The organism is Leclercia sp. G3L (assembly GCF_021117075.1).
Taxonomy (GTDB): Bacteria; Pseudomonadota; Gammaproteobacteria; order Enterobacterales; family Enterobacteriaceae; genus Enterobacter; species Enterobacter adecarboxylatus_C.
Genome location: NZ_CP088265.1, coordinates 2,286,991 through 2,307,146 on the forward strand (window position 1 = coordinate 2,286,991; position 20,156 = coordinate 2,307,146).

Below are 20,156 nucleotides of genomic sequence, written 5' to 3' on the forward strand. Positions count from 1 at the left end.
GCCCGGGCGACGTGCGCCCGGGTCTTGTTATTAGCGCTATCCGGTGATGATGTGTTGTTGGTTAACCAGCTCCTCGTAGGTTGTCTGAACGTTATCCAATGTTACAAGTGTAGTATTGGTGTAAATATTTGCCGCTCCGTCTCGGTCGACGGAGATCACGGTATTGCCATTGCTGTTAGTGACATGCAGATAGTTACCCAGCGTTGCGCTGCTACCGTTCCAGCCCACCAGCAGATCGCTGATGTCGATCTTGTCTCCCTGCGCCAGGGAGAAGTTGGTCCAGTGGTCGTTGCTGCCGTTGCCCGCCGTACCGTTACCCGCCGTGTTGTTCAGCACCTCGTAAATCAGCGTGTCGCCATAGGCGCTACCGGTGAAGGTATCGCTATGCTCGGAGCTGACAAACTTCGGTGCCATGTCGATGGTCAGGGTCGCGGTATCGGTGGTGCCGTTGTCGCCGGTCAGTTTGTAGGTAAAGGTCTCCTTCGTGGTCATCGAGGCCAGCGAGACGCCGCTGTTCAGGGTGTAGGTGTAATGCCCATCCACCCCGATGTTCAGCACGCCGTAATGCCCCTGAATGTTGGCGGTGGCCGTGGCGGTGGTGTACGGATCCAGGGTGGTGACGGTGCCGGTATAGCTGGTGATGCTCAGACGGCTGTCCACCGAATGGAGCTGATCCAGCACGCCGCCCGAATCCGAGCCGTCAAAGATATTGCCGGTGACGGTGTGGCCCGCGGTGGTCAGCTCACTGTTCAGGAACACGGTGGTACCCGTGACGTAAGGGGTGATGGAGATCTGGCCTAACCCCAGCGGGCCCATAGATCCGGTAAAGTTCAGGGTGTAGGTCCCGGCATTCAGATCCAGATCCGGCAGGTTAATGGTGGCAGTGCCCCCCAGCAGCAGGCCGCCGTTGAAGGAACCGGTTCTGGTCACTCCTGGCCCGGTAATGGTCCAGTTCACGCTCAGGCCGCCCAACGACAGCAGGGAGGCGACGTTAAAGTGGAGCACGACGTCGTGCAGGGCGGTGTTGGCCGCCACCACAAACGTGCCGCTGCCGCTGCCGGAGGTCGGAGCCAGCAGGGCAGCGAACCAGGAGGCGTTACCCACCGTATCATCACGATAGGCTGCGACCTGCGAGGTGGTTTCGAAGACCAGCGCATCGCTGACGTCACTGACCGCATCCAGCGCCACCGGCGTTGGGGTGATGTTCAGCGAGGCGGTGTCCTTATCGCCATTCGGTGCCGTCACGGTATAGACGAAGGTGTCCGGCGTGCTGATCAGGTCTGCGCCCACCCCGTTGCGCAGGGTATAGGTATATTTCCCCTGAGCGTCGATCTCCAGTTCGCCGTACTGCCCTTCGATACGCGTGGTGCCGGTGGCGTTAACGTTAATACCGTTCACCTGGGTGACGAGCGTGCCGGCCGGCACCACGTCACTCTGCAACACGTCGCCGGTCGTGGCGGCGGCGATGCTGGAAACGGCATAAACATGATCTTCCAGGATGTTGATACTGTAGCCGGTCAGCACCGTGATCCCCGCCGCGGTGTTCATCAGGAACAGGTATTCACCGGCCGGCAGGGTCAGCGTCAGCGGTGCCGAGGTGCCGCCCAGCAGCGGCGCCCGCAGCCAGCCTGCCTCGGTGCGCATCCGCTCATAGCTCTGGGTCGCCGGGTTGAACTTGTAGATATACAGGTCAAACACCGACGCCAGCGCTACCCCACCAACGCTTCCCTGGATGGTCATGGTGCGGGTGGTGCCTTCCTCCACGCTGTACTTCATGGTCTCGCTGCGATCGTCCAGCAGGTTGAGGTTCAGCACGTTACCCAGGTTGACGCCCACCACGGTAAAGCCGCTCTGGCTCGATGGACCGTAGTCGATGGCCTGTACCTGCGTGTTGAAGGTCAGCGAGGCGGTGTCGTCCACCGCCGTGACGCTGTTTCGCACCGTGTTTTCACCGAGGGTGATGATCAGTCGGGCGTCGTCCGTGGCCCCTTTCCCGGCGATGTTGTAGGTGAAGGTATCGGTCCGGCCCAGCACCGTGGCGCGGGTGTCGGTCAGGGTGTAGGTGTAGCTCCCGTCAGCGTGCAGGGTCAGGGTGCCGTACAGCCCGTTGATGGTGGTGCCCGCTGCGCCCGACGCCACGTTGGTGGTGATGCCGTTGGCGTTGGTGACGCTGGTGACTACCGTGCCGTTCGGGGCGCTGTCGCTGCCGCTTACCGGATCGGTATCGGTGATGACGTTGCCGTTTTGCACCAGGGTACCGGTCAGGGTGCCCGCGGTGGTTTGCGTGACGTCCACATCAAGGCTGGTGTACGACCCGGTCGCCAGCAGGTTGGTGTTGTAGCTGAGGACGCGATACTGCCCGCCCGGCAGGCCGGTCAGGTTCAGGGTCACGCCGCTGGCGCCGAGGGTCAGCAGGTTAGCGAACTGCGGCAGGCCGGTATCCACCTCGGTGGTCCAGGTGGTGCCGTTCCAGCGTTGAACAACGATCTCCAGGGTGTTGAGCAGGGAGAGCACAATACCGGTGGCGCTGGCGTTGATCTCCATATCCGCGCTGCCGCCGGTAGGTACGGTGAAGGTCACCTGGGCGGAGTTATCCCCCAGCAGCGACAGCACGTTGCCGACGCCGCCTACCAGCTGGACGCCATAGTCGCTGTACTGGGCGGTGCTGACGGTGGCGTTAGTGGTCAGGTCCAGCCCCACCACGTTGTCGCTGGCCGACAGCGGCAGGTTTGGCGCAATCACCGTCCCGGTGGCGGAGGTGTTACCCGCCGCATCGGTGGCAGAGAGGGTGATCCGCTCCCCTTCGGACTGCTTGTCGAGGAAGGTGTAGCTCCAGTTGCCCTGGGCGTTGGCGGTGGTGGTCACCACGCTGTTATCGCTCAGGAGCAGGGTGATGGTGCTGCCCGCTTCGGCGGTCCCGCTCAGCACGCTGCCGTCGGCGTTAAAGGTCCCCTGCGGCGTGCCCGGGGCGACGGTATCCACCACAATCGAGCTCAGCGGCGTGGCCGGGCTGGTGCCGACCGCGTTGCCCGCGGTGGCGGTAAAGGCGTGATTGCCATTACCCAGCGGCACGGTTGGGGTATACGTCCAGATCCCCGCGCTGTTGGTGGTCACCGTGGCTAACAGCACGTTGTTGTCATACAGGGTGATGGTGGAGAGCGGCTGCGCGGTCCCGGTCAGGGTTGGGGTGGTGTCGTCCGTGACTTGCCCGTTCAGCAGGTTGCCGATGATGCTGCCCGCGTTGTCGTTGACGCTGGTGATGACCGGTGGGTTCGGCACCAGTGAGTACGGCATTCTCAGGTCCACCGCCAGACCTGCGTTTCCGGCCCGGTCGGTGGCAAAGACGTGCAGCAGCTCGGCGTTAACCTGCGGCGTGGAGAGCGCAATGCTGAACCTCCCGCTGGCGTCGGCGATGCCGGTACCCAGCACCGTCACGTTGTCGGTGCCGAGGATGGTCACGGTGCTGCCCGCCTCGGCGGTACCGTTAACCCGGCCGCCGCTCTCGAGCACGGTGAAGGCGCCAGGCGCCCCCGGGGCGACGGTATCCACGGTGACCGACGCGATCGGTGAGGCCGCGCTGAGGTTGCCCGCCGCATCGGTGGCGGTAGCGGTGAAGTTATGCACCCCGTCGGTAAGAACGGTGGTGGTCTGCGGCAGGGTCCACTGACCCTGGGCATTGGCCGTCACCTGGCCCACGAGGGTGGTGCCGTCGTAGATGCGCACCACGGCGTTGGCTTCGGCGGTGCCGTTAAGGGTCAGACGGTTGTCGTTGGTCGGATTGCCGCCGATCACCGGGCCCTGGATCGTGCCGACGTCATCCACCACCGAGGTGATGACCGGCGCGCCCGGAGCGGTGGCATCGAGGTTAAGGTTAAAGGCCGCAGTCGACAGACTGACGTTGCCCACCGCGTCGGTGGCGGTCACCGTAAGGGCGTGCTGGCCGTCGGCCAACGGCGTGGTTGGGGTAAAGCTCCAGGCGCTGTTGGCGTCGGCTACCACGCTGCCCAGCAGCAGATTGCCGTCATAGATGTTCACCGTCGAGCCCGCTTCCGCCGTGCCGTTGAGGGTCGGTCTGGCGTCGTTGGTCAGCTGGCCGCTGGTGAGCGACACCACCGTGCCGACATCATCCACCACCGAGACCAGCACCGGTACCGCTGGCGGCAGGGTATCCACCGTCAGGGTGAAGGTGGCAGACGGATCGCTGATGTTGCCTGCCGCATCCGTCGCCACCGCGGTGAAGTTGTGGGTGGCGTTGGTGAGCGGCGTGGTGAGCGGAATCGACCAGTTGCCGCTGCTGTCTGCGGTGGCGGTGCCCAGCAGCGTCTCGCCTTCAAAGATCTGCACCCGGGCATTCGGTTCGCTGGTGCCGGTGAGCACCGGCAGGGTGTCATCGGTGCGCTGACCGCTGGTCAGGGCGCCGGTGAGGGTGCCAGCGTCGTCCTGGGCCAGGGTGATGACCGGGGCGAGCGGTTTGAGGCTATCGACAATCACCGTGAAGCCCGCCGAGACCTCGCTGAGGTTGCCTGCCGCATCGCTGGCGCTGGCGGTGAAGATGTGGCTGCCGTTGCTCAGCGCGTTTTCCGGCGTGAAGTTCCACTCGCCAGCGGCGCTGGCCTGCACGCTGCCGAGGAAGACGCCATTGTCATAGACGGTGACCGTGGCGTTGGCGGCAGCGCTGCCCGACAGGGTTGGGGTGGTGTCGTCGGTGACCTGGCCGGAGACGGTGAGCGGGGTCTGGATCGGGCCCACGTTGTCGGCGGCCGCGAGGATGGTCGGTACGGCTGGTGCCTGGGTATCCACCGTCAGGGTAAAGGCCCCGCTGACAGGGCCGGTATTTCCGGCGAGATCGGTAGCGGTCAGGGTCACGCTGCGCAGCCCGTCCTCAAGGGCGGTTTCCGGCGTGAAGGTCCAGCTGCCCGTGGCGTTGACCACCGCGGTGCCGATCTCCTGTCCGTCAACGAGGATGCGAACCGTGGAGCCTGCTTCGCCGGTGCCGTTAAAGGTTGGACGGTTGTCGTCGGTGACGCCACCGTTGTTCACCGCACCGGTGAGAGTCCCGACATCATCCACCACGCCTGTCAGTACCGGAGCCAGCGGGGCGACGGTATCAACGTTCAGCGAGAAGGCCGGAGAGGTGCCCGAGACGTTACCTGCGGCATCGGTGGCGCTGACGCGCAGTTCGTGCGGCCCCTGGGCCAGATCGCCGGTCGGGGTAAAGCGCCAGTTACCGCTGTCGTCCACCCGCGCGGTGCCGATCTCCTGGCCGTTATCCAGGATATGCACGGTGCTGCCCGCCACGCCGGTGCCGGTCAGTGCCGGACGGGCATCGTTGGTGAGCTGGCCGCTGGTCAGCGGGCCGGTATTGCCCGCCACGTCGTCATTAACGCTGACCAGCACCGGAGTGGCCGGTGGCGTCATGTCGACGGTCAGGGTGTACGCCCCGGATGCCTGGCTGAGGTTGCCTGCGGTGTCGGTGGCGATAGCGGTAAAGCTGTGTTCGCCCTCTGCCAGTACCACCGTTGGGGTGAAGCTCCAGATCCCGCTGGCGTTGGCCAGCACGGTGCCGAGCAGTCTGCTGCCTTCATAGATGGCGACGCTGCTGCCTGCTTCCGCGCTGCCCGTCAGGGTCGGGGTGTTGTCGTTGGTGACGCCGCCGCTGACCACGTTGCCGATGACCGGGCCCACGTCATCGTTGGCTCCGGTGATAACCGGCGCAGCGGCCACGGTATCCACCACCAGCGAGAACGGATCCGAGCGCAGGCTTTCGTTGCCGGCCGGATCGGTGGCGCTGAGGGTCAGGGTGTAAGTGCCGTCATCCAGCGCCTGAGGCAGGGTAAAGCTCCAGGCCCCGGTGGCGCTTACCGTGACGTTCCCCAGCAGGGTATCGCCGGAATACACATTAATCACATCCCCCGGCGTTGCCGTGCCGTTCAGGACCGGCTGGCTGTCATTGGTTGGTCTGCCGCTGACCACGGCCCCGGTGACGGTACCCACGTCATCCACCAGGGTGCCAAATACAGGCGCAGCCGGTGGCGTGAGATCGATATTTACCGTCGCCTCTGGCGACTGGCCGCTGGTCTGGCCGTCGACGGTGGCGGTCACGCTGAAGCTGTGGCTGCCTTCCCCGAGGGCGGAGACCGGGAACGACCAGGCGCCGGTGGTGGCATCGGCGGTGACGCTGCCCAGCGCCGTGGTGCTGCCGTCCAGATAAATCGTGACCAGGCTGCCCGGTATCGCCGTACCGGTCAGGGTTGGGGTGGCATCGTTGGAGCTGCCGCCTTTGACGTTGACGCTGCCGCCGGTGCCGTTGTCATCCAGGATGGCGACGATAACCGGCACGTCCGGCAGCGCAGGCGTCGCCGGAACCTCAAAGGTGCCCGGGAGGCTGGTGTTGCCCGCCACGTCGCTGGCGGTCAGGCTGAGGGTCACCTCGCTGCTTTGCGGCGGGGTCAGGGCCACGGAGAACTGCCCCTGGGCGTTGGTGACGCCGGTACCCAGCACCACGTTGTCCGTGCCACGTACTGTGATGAGGGAGCCCGCCTCGGCGGTGCCGGTCAGTGGCGTACCGCCGGAGACGATGTCGGTCACCGCTGGCGTACCCGGCGCCTGGGTGTCAACGATCAGGTTCACCGGCGCGCTTTGGCTGGTATTGCCCGCGGCATCGTTCGCCACCAGGGTGACGGTGTGCGGGCTATCGGACAGCGGCGTACCGCCCGGGATCGGCAGCGTCCACTGTCCCTGGGCGTTGGTCTGTACCTGACCCAGAGACTGGCCGTCGACCAGGACGGTAATGGTGCTCAGCGGCTCGCCGGAGCCGCTGAGGGTCGGGGTGCTGCTGTTGGCGTAGAGCTGGCCCCCGGCCAGGGTACTGTTGGAGATATCCAGCAGCTGCGGGATCGCTGGCGGCACGGTATCGATGGTGAAGGCAAAGTTACTGCCCGCCTCGCTGACGTTCCCGGCGGCATCCATCGCCGCCACGGTCAGGGTGGTCGCGCCATCCCTCAGTACCGGCGTGGTGATGGTCCAGCTGCCGTTGCTGACGAGGCCGCGGCCCACTTCGATGCCATTGCTGTAGAGGATCACGGTGGTGCCGTTCTCCCCGGTGCCGGTGCCGGTGCCGGTGACGGTCGGGGTGGTATCGTTGGTGCTGCCGCCCGCCGCGATGTTGCCGGTGACCGGCCCGACGTTGTCATTCACGCTACTGATAACCGGGATCGCCGGCACGAGGCTGTCGACGGTCACGGTCATGGCGTCCGACACGTCCGAGACGTTGCCGGCCCGGTCGGTGGCGGTGAGGGTAAAGCTGTGCGACCCCTCCGCCAGCGGCGTCTCTGAACGCCACGTCCAGTTGCCGTTGATGTCCACTACCGCTTCGCCTACCAGCACGTTGCCGGTGGTGGTCTGGTCGTAGATGCTGATGGTGTCATCCGGGGTGCCTGTACCCGTCAGTACCGGACGGGTGTCGTTGGTGGCACCGTTGTTGCCTACCGGGCCGGTAATGTCGCTGACGTTATCGGTCACCACCGGCAGCCCCGGCGCGTCCGGGGCCTCGGTATCGATGATGATGGTTACGGGATTCGACGGGGCGCTCTCGTTGCCCGCGCCGTCGCTGCTGGTCACGATCAGGACGAGGTTATAGGTCCCATTCGGCAGATCCGCTGGCGGCGTCCAGGTCCAGGTTCCGCCAGGCTGAACGGTGGTTTCGCCGATTGGGGTGGTGCCGTCGTAGATGGTGACAAGATCGCCCTCATTCCCGGTGCCGCTCAGGGTTGGCCGGGTATCGCGGGTGCTGTCCCCGCCGGTAAGGGCCGTCTCTCCCTCGCCGTCAGGGTTGACGGTGATGTCCGGGATACCCGGTGTGGCAGGAGGAACGTTATCCACCACCAGGTTAAAGGTGCCGGAGGTAGCGGTGTTGCCTGCCGCATCGCTGACCGTCGCGGTCAGGGCGTGCGTGCCGTTACCCAGCGGAGTCGTCAGCTGCACGCTCCATGCCCCCGTCGGGCTGGTAGTGGCGGTGCCGAGCAGGGTGGTGCCTTCATAGAGGCTAATCTGCGCGTTGGCCGGGCCTGTCCCCTGGATCAGCGGCAGGGTTTCGTCTGTCGGCTGGTTGCTGACCACGTCGCCTGTGACGGTGCCGGTGTTGTCCACGGCCATGGTGATGACCGGGGCGGCCGGCGGTACGGTATCAATGGTGACGTTAAAGGCCGCAGACGGCAGGCCGGTATTACCGGCGGCATCCGTCGCCACCACGGTGATGGCGCGTAGCCCTTCGGCGAGGGCGGTCTCTGGCGTGAAGGTCCACGCGCCACCCGCGCCCACCACGGCGGTGCCCACTTCCACGCCATCCACCCGAATGCTGAGGGTGGCGCCCGCTTCCCCGGTGCCGTTCAGGGTCGGACGGCTGTCGTTGGTGGCGGTGTTGTTAGCGATGGCTACCGGGCTGCCGGAGAGATCGTTGATCGCGTTGACGATCGTCGGGGCGTCCGGGGCGGTGGCATCGACCACGATGCTCCAGCTGTTGGACGCGGCGCTGTTATTGCCCGCGGTGTCCACGGATTGTGCCGTCAGGACGTGGCCGCCGTCAGGCAGGGCGGTGGTGAGCTGGATCTCCCAGGCGCCTTCCGCGCTGACCTGCGTGGTGCCGACCAGATCCGAGCCGCTGTAAAGCTGGATAGTGGCATTGGCAGGGCCGGTGCCGCGGATCAGCGGGGTCGCATCGTTGGTGGTCTGTCCGTCGGTGATGGTGCCGGTGACGGCGGTCACGTTATCCACCACGTCGGTAATGACCGGAACGGCCGGAGGCGTGGTGTCAGGCGCCACGAACTGGCCTTCTGCGCCACTATTCCCGGCGCTGTCGGTAGCGGTGGCCGTCAGCAGTTCGCCGTTCGCTTTCGGCGTGGTGAGGGTAATGGAGAAGCTGCCGGTGTCATTGACGACCCCGGTGCCGATCACCGTGTTGCCATCGCGCACGGTGATGGTGCTGCCCGCTTCCCCGCGGCCGGTAAGGGTATTGCCGTTATTGAGGATAGTGAAGCTGTCCGGGGCCCCCGGGGCGATAGTGTCGACGGTAATCGAGGTCACCGGCGACGCCGCGCTGAGGTTGCCCGCCGCATCGGTGGCGGTAGCGGTGAAGTTATGCTCCCCGTCTTCGAGGGCGATGCTGGTTTGATCCAGCGTCCACTGGCCCTCGGCGTTAGCGGTTGTCTCGCCCACCAGGGTCTCGCCGTCGTAGATGCGAACAGTTGCGCCTGCTTCGGCGGTACCGTTGAGGGTTGGACAGGTGTCGTTGGTCGGGTTGCCGTTGAGCACTGGCCCCTGCACCGAACCGGTGTCATCCACCACCGAGGTGATGGCTGGCGCGACCGGGGCGGTGGCATCGACGTTGATCACGAAACCGCTGGTTGCCGGGCTGACGTTGCCCGCCGCGTCGGTAGTGGTCACCGTCAGGGTATGTTCCCCGTCGGCCAGCGGGCTCTGCGGGGTAAAGGTCCAGGCGTTGTTCGCCCCGACGGTGGCGCTGCCCAGCAGGGTAGTACCGTCGTACACGTTCACCGTGGTGCCCGCTTCCGCCGTGCCGCTGAGGGTCGGCCTGGCGTCGTTGGTCAGCTGGCCGCTGGTGAGGGCCACTTCGGTGCCGACATCGTCAAGAACCGTGATCAGCACCGGGGCGACAGGTACCAGCGTATCCACCGTCAGGGTGAAGGTGGCGGACGGATCGCTGGCGTTGCCTGCGGCATCGATCGCCACGGCCGTGAAGCTGTGCAGGGCATCGCTGAGCTGCGTGTCCAGCTCGATCGACCAGTTACCGTTGCTGTCTGCCTGGCCTTCGCCAAGCAGGGTCTCACCTTCAAAAATCCGCACAAGGGCGTTCGGTTCGCTGGTGCCGGTGAGCACCAGCTGCGGGTCGTTGGTGGTGCGGCCGCTGGTGAGCGGGCCGGTCACCGGGCCGACGTCGTCAATCGCCAGGGCGATCGTCGGCGGGGTTGGTTTCAGGGTATCGACGATCAGGGTGAAGCCCGGCGAGGTTTCGCTGAGGTTGCCCGCCGCATCACGGGCGGTGGTGGTGAAGGTGTGGCTGCCGCCGGTCAGGGCGTTGTCCGGCGTCCAGCTCCAGCTGCCGGTTTCGGTGGCCTGTACGGTGCCGACGAGGGCTCCGTTGTCGTAAATCGCCACCCTGGCGTTGGCTTCGGCCTGGCCGGTCAGCGTTGGCGTAGCGTCATCGGTAGCCTGGCCGGAGGTGGTGATCGGATCCTGAAGGGGGCCCACGTTATCACTGATGGCGGTCAGCGTTGGTGCCGCCGGGGCCAGGGTATCCACCGTCAGGATAAACGGATCGCTGGCAGGCCCGGTGTTCCCGGCGGTGTCGGTGGCGGTAAAGCGGATGCTGCGGGTGCCTTCATCCAGCGCCGTTTCCGGGGTGAAGGTCCAGCTGCCCGAGGCGTTAACCACCGCGGTGCCGATCTCCAGCTCGTCGACAATGATGTGGATGGTGGCCCCAACTTCGCCGCTGCCGGTCAGGGTTGGCTGCGCGTCGTTGGTGGTATCGCCGCTGTTCAGGGTGGTAGTCGCGGTGCCGACATCATCCACCGCAGTAAGCAGGATCGGTGCCTGCGGGGCGGTGGTGTCGATATTCAGCGAGAACGCTGGCGAGGTGCCGGAGACGTTGCCCGCGGCATCGGTGGCGCTGACGCGCAGATCGTGCGGCCCCTGAGCCAGATCGCTGGTCGGGATAAAGCTCCAGCTGCCGCTGGCGCTGACCAGCGCGGTGCCGATCTCGATACCGTTATCCAGGATGTGGACAGTGCTACCCGCCACGCCGGTACCGGTCAGTTCCGGACGCACATCGTTAGTCACTTGCCCGTTGGTGAGCGGGCCGGTATTGCCCGCCACGTCGTCGTTGATGCTGCTGATCACCGGGATGGCCGGTGGGGTCATGTCGACGGTCAGGATATACGCCCCGGAGATCGGGCTGACGTTGCCTGCGCTATCGGTGGCGACGGCGGTAAAGACGTGCTGACCTTCCGCCAGCACGGTGGTCGGGGTGAAGCTCCAGGCACCCGTGTCGCTGGCGGTGACGGTGCCAATCAGCTTAATGCCGTCGTAGATAGCGACGCTGCTGTTGGCTTCTGCGGTGCCCGACAGGGTCGGGGTGTTGTCGTTGGTGCTGCCGCCGTTGGCGACGTTGCCGGTGACCGGGCCCGCATCATCGTTGGCTCCGGTGATGACCGCTTCGCCCGCGGTGGTATCCACCACCAGAGAGAACGGCGCCGAACGCGGGCTTTCGTTCCCGGCCGGATCGGTGGCGCTGAGGGTCAGGGCGTAGGTGCCATCATCCAGCGGTTCGGTCAGGGTAATGCTCCAGGCCCCGGTGTTGCCCACCGTGGCGGTGCCGATCAGGGTATCGTCCGCGTAAAGGCGGATCACATCTCCCGGCGTGGCCGTGCCGCTGAAGGTTGGCTGGTCATCGTTGGTCGGGCTGCCGCTGACCACCGTACCGGTCAGCGGGCCCACGTCGTCCACCACGGCACCAAAGGCCGGAGCCTGCGGCGGGGTGAGATCGATATTGACCGTCGCCGCCGGTGACTGGCCGCTGGTCTGGTCCTGGAAGGTGGCGGTCACGCTGAAGCTGTGGCTGCCTTCAGCCAGGGCGGCTACCGGGTACGACCAGGCACCGGTCGTAGCGTCGGCGGTGACGCTGCCCAGCACCGTGGTGCTGCCGTCCAGGTAAATCGTGACCAGACTGCCCGGGATTGCCGTACCGGTGAGGGTGGGGGTGGTGTCGTTAGAGCTGCCGCCTTTGACGTTGACGTTGCCGTCAGTGCCGTTGTCATCAAGGATGGCGTCGATTGTCGGCACGGCTGGCAGCGCAGGCGTCTGCGGAACCTCGTACGTCGTCGCCGGGTCGCTGGCGTTGCCCGCCGGATCGCTGGCGGTCAGTGTGAGGGTGACCGCATCGCTTTGCGGCGGGGTCAGGGCGATGGAGAACTGCCCCTGGGCGTTGGTCACGCCGGTCCCCAGCACCACGTCACCCGGGCCACGGACCGTAATGGTGGAGCCCGGTTCGGCGGTGCCGTTCAGCGGCGTGCCGCCGGAGACGACCCCGGTGACCAGTGGTGCATCCGGTGCGTCAGTGTCGATCACCACGCTAACCGGGCTGCTTTCGCTGGTATTACCCGCCGCGTCGCTCGCCACCAGGGTGATGGTGTGGGTGTCATCCGGCAGTTCAGTGCCGGCCGGCAGCGGGAAGGTCCACAGCCCTTGCTCGTCGACCTGCACCTGGCCGAGCGAATTGCCGTCAACGGAGACGGTGATGGTGCTCAGCGGCTCGCCGGTGCCGCTCAGGGTCGGGGTGCTGCTGTTGGCGTACAGCGTGCCGTTGGCGAAGGTGCTGTCAGAGATCCCCAGCAGCTGCGGGTTGCCCGGCGGCACGGTATCGATGGTGAGGGCAAAGTCGCTTCCGGTGCCGCTGACGTTCCCGGCGGCATCCAGCGCCGCCACCGTCAGGGTGGTCGGGCCGTCATTCAGCGCTGGCGTGGTGATGGACCAGCTGCCGTTGGTGACCAGCCCGCGGCCCACTTCAACCCCATTGCTGTAGAGGATCACCGTGGTGCCGTTTTCGCCGGTCCCGGTGACGGTTGGGGTGGTGTCGTTGGTGCTGCTGCCCGCAGTAAGGGTGTCATTCACGCTGGCGATCGTCGGGATCTCCGGCGCCTGGCTATCAACGGTCACGGTGATGGTGTCCGAGACCACCGAGGCGTTGCCCGCCGGGTCGGTGGCGACAACGGTAAAGCCGTGCGTCCCCTGGGCCAGCGGCTCATCGGCGCGCCAGGTCCAGTTGCCGTTGATGTCGACCACCACTTCGCCCACCAGTACGTTACCGGTCGCGGTCTGGTCGTAGATGCCGATCACGTCATCCGGCGTGCCTGTACCGCTCAATACCGGACGGGTGTCGTTGGTGGCACCGTTGTTGCCCACCGGGCCGGTGATTTCGCTGACGTTATCGGTGACGATCGGGGCGGCTGGCTGGTCCGGCGCTTCGGTATCAATGGTGATGGAGACCGGCTGCGATGGGGCGCTTTCGTTGCCCGCGCCGTCTTTGTTGGTCACGGTCAGGCTGAGATCGTAAGTGCCATTTGGCAGACCTGCTGGCGGGGTCCAGGTCCAGTTGCCGCCCGGCGGAATAGTGGTTTCCCCGATTTTGGTGGTGCCGTCGTAGATGGTGACGATATCGCCTTCCGTACCGGTACCGCTCAGGGTTGGGGTGGTGTCGCGGGTGCTGCCCCCGGAGGTGAGGGTCTCTTCCGTGCCGCCCTCAGGATTAACGGTGATGGCCGGGATGCCCGGCGTGCCCGGGGCCAGGGTATCGACCACCAGATTAAAGCTGTCAGAGGTGGCGATGTTGCCCACCGCATCGCTGACGGAGGCGGTCAGGACATGGGTGCCGTTACCGAGCGGGGTGCCGAGCTGAAGGCTCCAGGCGCCATCCCCATTGCTGATGGTGGTGCCGAGCAGGGTGGTGCCTTCGTAGATGCTGATCTGCGAATTCGCCGGACCCGTCCCCTCGATCACCGGCCGGGTTTCGTCGGTTGGCACATTGCTGGTGACGTCGCCTGTGATGCTGCCGGTGTTGTCCACGACCCGGGTAATCACCGGGACATCCGGTGCCACGGTATCAATGGTCAGGGTAAAGGTTCCGGAGGCGAGGCTGCTGTTACCGGCTGCATCCTTCGCCACCGTGGTGATCTCATGCAAACCATCCTCGAGGGCGGCGTCAGGCGTGAAGATCCACTCCCCGCCGATGCCGACCTGCGCGGTGCCGACCTCCACGCCATCCACCAGAATGCTGATGGTCGAACCTGCTTCACCCGTGCCGTACAGGGTCGGGCGGTTGTCATTGGTGGTGCTGTTGTCAGCGATGACTACCGCGGTCTCAGGCAGATCGTTGATCGCCTGGACGATCGCCGGGGTGGCCGGTGGGGTGGCATCAAGAATGAAGCTCCAGCTGTTGGAAGATTCGCTGAGGTTGCCTTTGCCGTCCACGGCTTGTGCCGTCAGGACATAGCCGCCGTCGCCGCTCAGTTCCACTTCGGTGGACCAGTTGCCGTCGGCATCCACTTCGGCGGAACCCACCAGGATCTCGCCGTTGTAGATATTAATGGTCGCACCCGGCTCGCCGGTACCGGTGATTAGCGGCCGGGTGTCATTGGTAACCTGCCCGTCAAGGATCGCGCCGGTGCCAGCCTCCACGTCATCCACCATGCTGGTGATGACCGGGGCCTGCGGCGGGGTCACGTCCGGAGCGATAACGTTGGCTTCCGGCCCGGTATTGCCCGCTGGGTCGGTGGCGGTAACCGCCAGGTCTTCCCCGTTCCGGCGCGGGGTGGTGAGGATAATTTCGAAGCTGCCGTCAGGGCCGGCGACGCCTCCGCCGATCACGTCGTCGCCATCGCGAACGGTAACGGTGCTGCCCGCTTCCGCCTTCCCGGTGACGGTGGCGCCGTCCGCAGAGATCTGAAGATCGGTTGGCGCATCAGGCGGGGTGATATCACTCACCACGGCGGTTGCTGGCTGGCTCGGGTTCCCGGCAGCATCAGAGGCGACCACGGTGAAGGTATCCCCCACGGCTTGCGCTTCCTTGAGGTCAACGCTGAACTGGCCGCGAGCGTCGGCCGTGCCGCTGCCAATCACCGTGCCGAGCGAGTTGAAGATGGTGATGGTGCTGCCTGGCTCGGCGGTGCCGATGACCTGGTTGCCGTTAGGGATTTGAGTGATGGTCGGCTGGTCCGGCGGCGTGCGGTCAATGGTAAAGTCAAATGAGGCGGAAGGCGCGCTGGTGTTGCCCGCCAGATCGGTCTCCGTCAGGGTGATGGCGTGTGCGCCATCGGCAAGCGGCGTCTCTGGCGTAAAGGACCATTTGCCGTCGGTGCCGACGGTTGCCTGGCCCACGGGCTGGCCGTTGTCATAAATCGTGATGGTGCTGCCCACTTCGCCCGTGCCGCTGAGGGCAGGGCGGTTGTCATCGGTGCTTTGCCCGGCGGTCACCACGCCCTGTTGCGTGCCGGTGGTGTCACTGACCGTCACGCCGGAAGGGGCGTTCGGAGCAGTGGTATCGACGGTGATGTTGAATGCCGGGGATGCCGGTCCGGTGTTGCCCGCGCCGTCGGTGGCCCGGGTGGTGATTTGGTGCGCCCCTTCGCCCAGCGCGGTGGCCGGGGTGAAGCTCCAGCTGCCGTCGCCGTTGACCTGCGCGGTGCCAATGGCGGTGCCGTTGTCGTAAATCGTGATGGTGCTGCCTGCCTCGCCGCTGCCGCTAAAGGTTGGGCGGGCGTCATCGGTCGTCTGGCCGCTGGTGAGCGACCCGGTTACGCTGCCCACATCGTCGGCAACGGTATTGATGACCGGGGCCTCCGGCGGGGTGGTATCGGCGGCGGTCACCGGGGTGCCTGGACCGACGTTGCCGGCACCGTCGGTGGGTGTCGCGGTCAGGGTTTCACCGTTGGTGTACGGCGTGCCCAAATCGATGGTGAACTCACCGTTGCTGTTGGTCTGGCCTCTGCCGACCACGTTGCCGTTGGCATCGGTGATGGTGATGCTGCTGTTGGCTTCGGCGCTCCCGCTAAGTTGCGTACCATCTGCTGAGAATTTGAGGTTGCCGGGCGCGCCCGGAGGAGTGGTGTCGTTCGGGTCGGTGCCCGGCAGCGGCGGGTTAGTACCATTGCCGCCGTCACTGCCGCCGTCACTACCGCCGTTACCGCTCCCGTCACCACCACCGCCATTGCTGCTGTCCCCGTCGCTCCCGCCACCGCCACCGCCGCCACCTGCGGCCAGCGCAATGCCGCCTGCCACCGCCACGCCACCCAGGGCCCACGGCCAGATCGCCGCCTCACCTGCCGACGCGGTAGTGGTGCCTGCCAGCAGGACATCAAGAGAGGCGATTGACTGGTAGCTCTCTGCCGCGATGGGATCGGCAATCCACCACAAGGCGCCGTTATCCTCCTGCAGCACCAGCTGGCTGATACCCTGCTCACCGCTGACGAAGAAATTTTTGAGTGTCAGGGTTTCGCCGTCGGCCAGCTTAACGATCAGGTCGTTACCGCTGCGTTCATAGTCGAGAATGTCGGCGCGTTCGGCGTTGATCTTAACGATGGAGGAGTCATTCAGCGTAACCTGAGACCCGTCTGTTACCGTTTCCTTGTGCGTCAGTTTGGAGATGACAGTGATTTTACTCATGTGTATTACTCCCGGCAGAGTGCAATGAAATGGCGAGCGATTCAGGCCATTTCTATTGAGCGGATTGAGCGCCACCCGTAGGGAAACTGTTTATTTACAACAATGACCTAGGGTAATTATTTAAAAGTTATTAATAGCTGCCGATAAAGCGATGGTGGCAGCGACATTTTGCCCTTGGTATTCAGGGGGGGTAAGGCGATAGGGAATATATTTCTCGGCGGTAAAATCCTTGTCTTTAATATTGGTAACAATTTCGGATTGACTAAATTTGATATAGCCAGAAAGTACTAAAAGTGCAAATTAAGCACCGGTTAATAAAGGGTTAGCGTTGTTGAAGAGGTTATTTCTGCGCGGGTGTTGTTCGTGGGTCCAGGCGGGGTGCGGGCTGGCAGGGGTGGCGAAGCGCGGGGTACAGGCGTTTATTTTAGCGTTAATTTAATGGGTTAGGAATAATCTGGATGTGCAAAACGGGCGGATTTATATTTTAGCGGCGCTGTGTAAATAATTAAGTCACAGTAAAAGAGATATTGAATATGATATATTCCTTGCTGCTTTTTAATATTAATATACTGGTTTGCATTATTAAGATGATCTGCTATTTAGAGCATCGTTTAAGTTAAGGCAATAATGGTATTTGGTAGAAAAAATATTATGATGGGAAGGTCACAATATTAATGGCATTAAGTTTGGGGTTATTTCAGGTATTTTGACGTTGTAGGCCGGGTAAGGCGTAGCCGCCACCCGGCGATGTTGCAGGCGTGCGGTCTGATTGCCCGGCGGCGCTACGCTTGCCGGGCCTACAAGGTTAAAGGCCGTGCCTGGCTAACCGGTAATGATGTGGTTCTGGTTTACCAGCTCCTCCCAGGTGGTCTGAACGTCATCCAGCGTCACCAGTGTCGCTGGCGTATAACCGGTGTCAGCCCCGTCCCGGTCGATGCCGATCACCGTGTTGCCATCACTGTTGCTGACCTGGATATAATCCCCCAGCGTGGCGCGATCGCCGTTCCAGCCCATCAGCAGTTCGCTGATGTCGATTTTATCTCCCGCCGTCAGCGAGAAGTTGCTGACGTGGTCGCCGCCGGTTTCACTGAGCACGTTATAGATCAAGGTTTCGCCCGTGGTACTCAGGGTGCTGACTACCGGCTCCTCGCTCTGGGCGAATGCCGCGGTTGCCACCGTTGCGGGTGGCGGGTTCGGGGCAGCCGGGTCGACGTTAATCGACCAGATATCGGACTTATCACTGTGATTGTTGCGACGGTCAACGGCGTCTGCGGTCAGGGTGTGAGGTCCGTCCGTCAGACTGGCCGGAACCTGGAACGACCAATGGCCCGTAGAATCGACCTGCGTCATCCCGATCTGGATATTCTGGCTGTAGATAAAGATGGTCGTGTCCAGTTCACCGGTGCCGGAGATAAGCGGGGTGCGGTCGTCGGTAAGCGACCCGCTGGCGATAGTGCCGACAGTGGAGGGGACGTCATCCCTCACGTCGGTAATGATCGGTATGGCCGGAGGAGTAACATCCCTGGCTTCTATCGAACTGACATCGCTGGTGTTGCCCGCGTGATCGGTGGCGGTCAGGCTCATGAGCTCACCGTTCAGCCTGGCGGTGGCCATCGTGAAGGAGAAGCGGCCTGATTCGCCAACCACCACTTGATCGAGCTTGGTGGTGCCTTCCATAAGGACCACGGTGCTGCCCACTTCCGCGGCGCCGGTGAGCGTCACGTCATCGGCCGCGATCGCCAGTTCCGCAGGGGCGTCCGGAGGCGTGGAGTCCGTGGCAGTGGCCTGGCCTGGCTCGCTTTTGTTCTCCGAAGCATCAGTGGCATACACCGTCAGCACTTCACCGTTGAGCTGGTTGGGGGTGATGCTGACGGTAAACTTACCGTCGAGGCCCACGGTGCCGGTGCCGAGAGTCGCACCCGTAGCGTCTAAAACGGTGATTTGCGCCCCAGCTTCGGCTGTACCGCTTACGCTGCCGCCCGTTGTGGCCACCACAAGGTCGGCCGGTGCCGCCGGTGCGGTGACGTCCCGGGCAATCACTTCGGCCGCAGGGCCTTCGTTACCCGCTCTGTCGGTGGCCGCCGCGCTCAGCGTCTCGCCGTTAAGCTGAGCCGCGTTCAGGGTAACGGAAAACGCCCCACTGGCATCCGCGACTGCCGTGCCTAAGGTGACGCCCAGATCGTTGCTGACCGTGACGGTCGAGTTGGCTTCCGCCGTACCGGTGAGGAGGGTCCCTTCGGTATTGAGCACCAGACCGGTGGGGGCAGGCGGTGGCGTACGGTCGATGGTAAATTCAAACGGCGCGGAGACGGCGCTCAGGTTACCCGCCAGATCGGTCTCCGTCAGGGTGATGCTGTGCAGCCCATCCGTCAGGGCCACTGGCGGGGTGTAGCTCCAGGTGCCTTTGTCGTCGACGACCACTTCCGTCACCAGCAGGCCGTTGTCATAGATCGCGATGGTGCTGCCCGGATCGCCTGAGCCGCCAAGCTCAGGCTTGTTATCATCGGTAAAGCCACCGTTAGTGAGCAGACCCTGAAGGGTGCCTTCGTCGTCCGTCACTTCCAGCACCGGCGCATTCGGGGCGAGGGTGTCAATGGTGAGGTTAAACTCCTCCGAGTCCGGGCTGACGTTGCCCGCGGCGTCGGTGGAGGTGGCGGTGAACTGGTGGAAGCCGTCAGCGAGATTGGCGCTGGGGGTGAAGGTCCAGCTGCCGTCGCTGTTCACCACCGTGGTGCCGATGGACTTACCGTTGTCGTAAAGAGTGACGGTGGTCCCGGCCTCGCCGCTGCCGCTGAAGACCGGGCGGGGATCGTCGGTGGTCTGGTCGCTGTTGAGCGCGCCGGTCAGGCTGCCGACAGCATCGTCCGCGAGAATAATCATCGGCGTATCCGGCGCGGTGGTATCCGCAGCGGTAATGCTATTCGACGGGCTGACGTTGCCGGAGCTGTCGTTGGCGACAGCCGTCAGGGTCTCGCCGTTGGTATAGGGAATGCCCAGCTCAACGGTAAAGTCGCCATTGCCGTTGGTTTTCGCCTTGCCCACCACGTTACCGCTGGCATCGGTGATGGTAACCGTGCTGTTGGCCTCGGCATTACCGAGCAGCTGAGTACTGTCTGAGGAGAATCGCAGATTGGTTGGGGCGGCTGGTGGCGTGGTATCGAGCGGTACCGGGCCGGGATCGATACGGTCGCTACCCCCGCCGCCGCCACCGCCGCCACCGCCAGCCGCCAGGGCAATGCCGCCTGCCGCCGCCACGCCACCCAGCACCCACGGCCAGATTGGGGTATCCCCGGATGAATTACTGACGTTGCCCGCAATCAGGGCATCGGTTGAGGGGATCGACTGATAACGTTCCACCGCGAGCGGATCGTCAATCCACCACAGGGCGCCGTTTTCATCCAGCACCAGCTGGTGGTTGTTGGCGAAGTAGTTTTTCAGCGTCACGGTTTCGCCGTTGGTCATCCTGACCAGCAGATCGCTGTTGCTGCGGGAATAGCTGGCGATATCACCCCGGCCGGCCTGAAGCTTCACGACGGAATCTTCGCCCAGTATGATCTGGTTTCCTTCGGCTACCGTTTCTTTATGCGTCAGTCTGGAGATGACAGTGAATTTACTCATGTGTATTACTCCCAACAGAGTGAAAGAAATGCTGTGTGTTTAAATTCATTTGTTATCAGCAGATTTTAAGCGCCCCGAAAGAGGCACTATTTGTCAGAAATAGTGACCTGCTGAAATGTTTTTAAAGCGGCTCATGCCAGGCGTGATGTTTGCCATCCCTGTTATTAATATTACGATCGTCTCATTAATGCTTAAAAATGATATAGCCAGAAAGCACTATAAGCGCAAATGACGAAGCGGTGAAATGAATTATAAGCGAGAAATAACGGCTTGTAGTCTGATTAAAAGTGCCTGGCAGGAGGTGGTTT

Annotated in this window: 2 protein-coding genes; both read right to left on the bottom strand. The window is 63.8% G+C overall.

Annotated elements, in window-relative coordinates; all coding sequences use genetic code 11:
• Nucleotides 1-36: 36 nt before the first annotated feature.
• Complete coding sequence (locus LRS40_RS12455) at nt 37-16,230, bottom strand: BapA/Bap/LapF family large adhesin (protein WP_231313815.1); 16,194 nt, start codon at nt 16,228-16,230, stop codon at nt 37-39.
• A gap of 822 nt (nt 16,231-17,052) precedes the next feature.
• A complete protein-coding gene (locus LRS40_RS12460; RefSeq protein WP_231313816.1) occupies nt 17,053-19,848 on the bottom strand; it encodes an Ig-like domain-containing protein in 2,796 nt (931 codons plus the stop codon).
• Nucleotides 19,849-20,156 lie beyond the last annotated feature (308 nt).

What these genes read in the sequence shown, in the direction of transcription:
- LRS40_RS12455 (WP_231313815.1), bottom strand. Translation starts at nt 16,230, where the DNA reads ATGAGTAAAATCACTGTCATCTCCAAACTGACGCACAAGGAAACGGTA.
- LRS40_RS12460 (WP_231313816.1), bottom strand. Translation starts at nt 19,848, where the DNA reads ATGAGTAAATTCACTGTCATCTCCAGACTGACGCATAAAGAAACGGTA.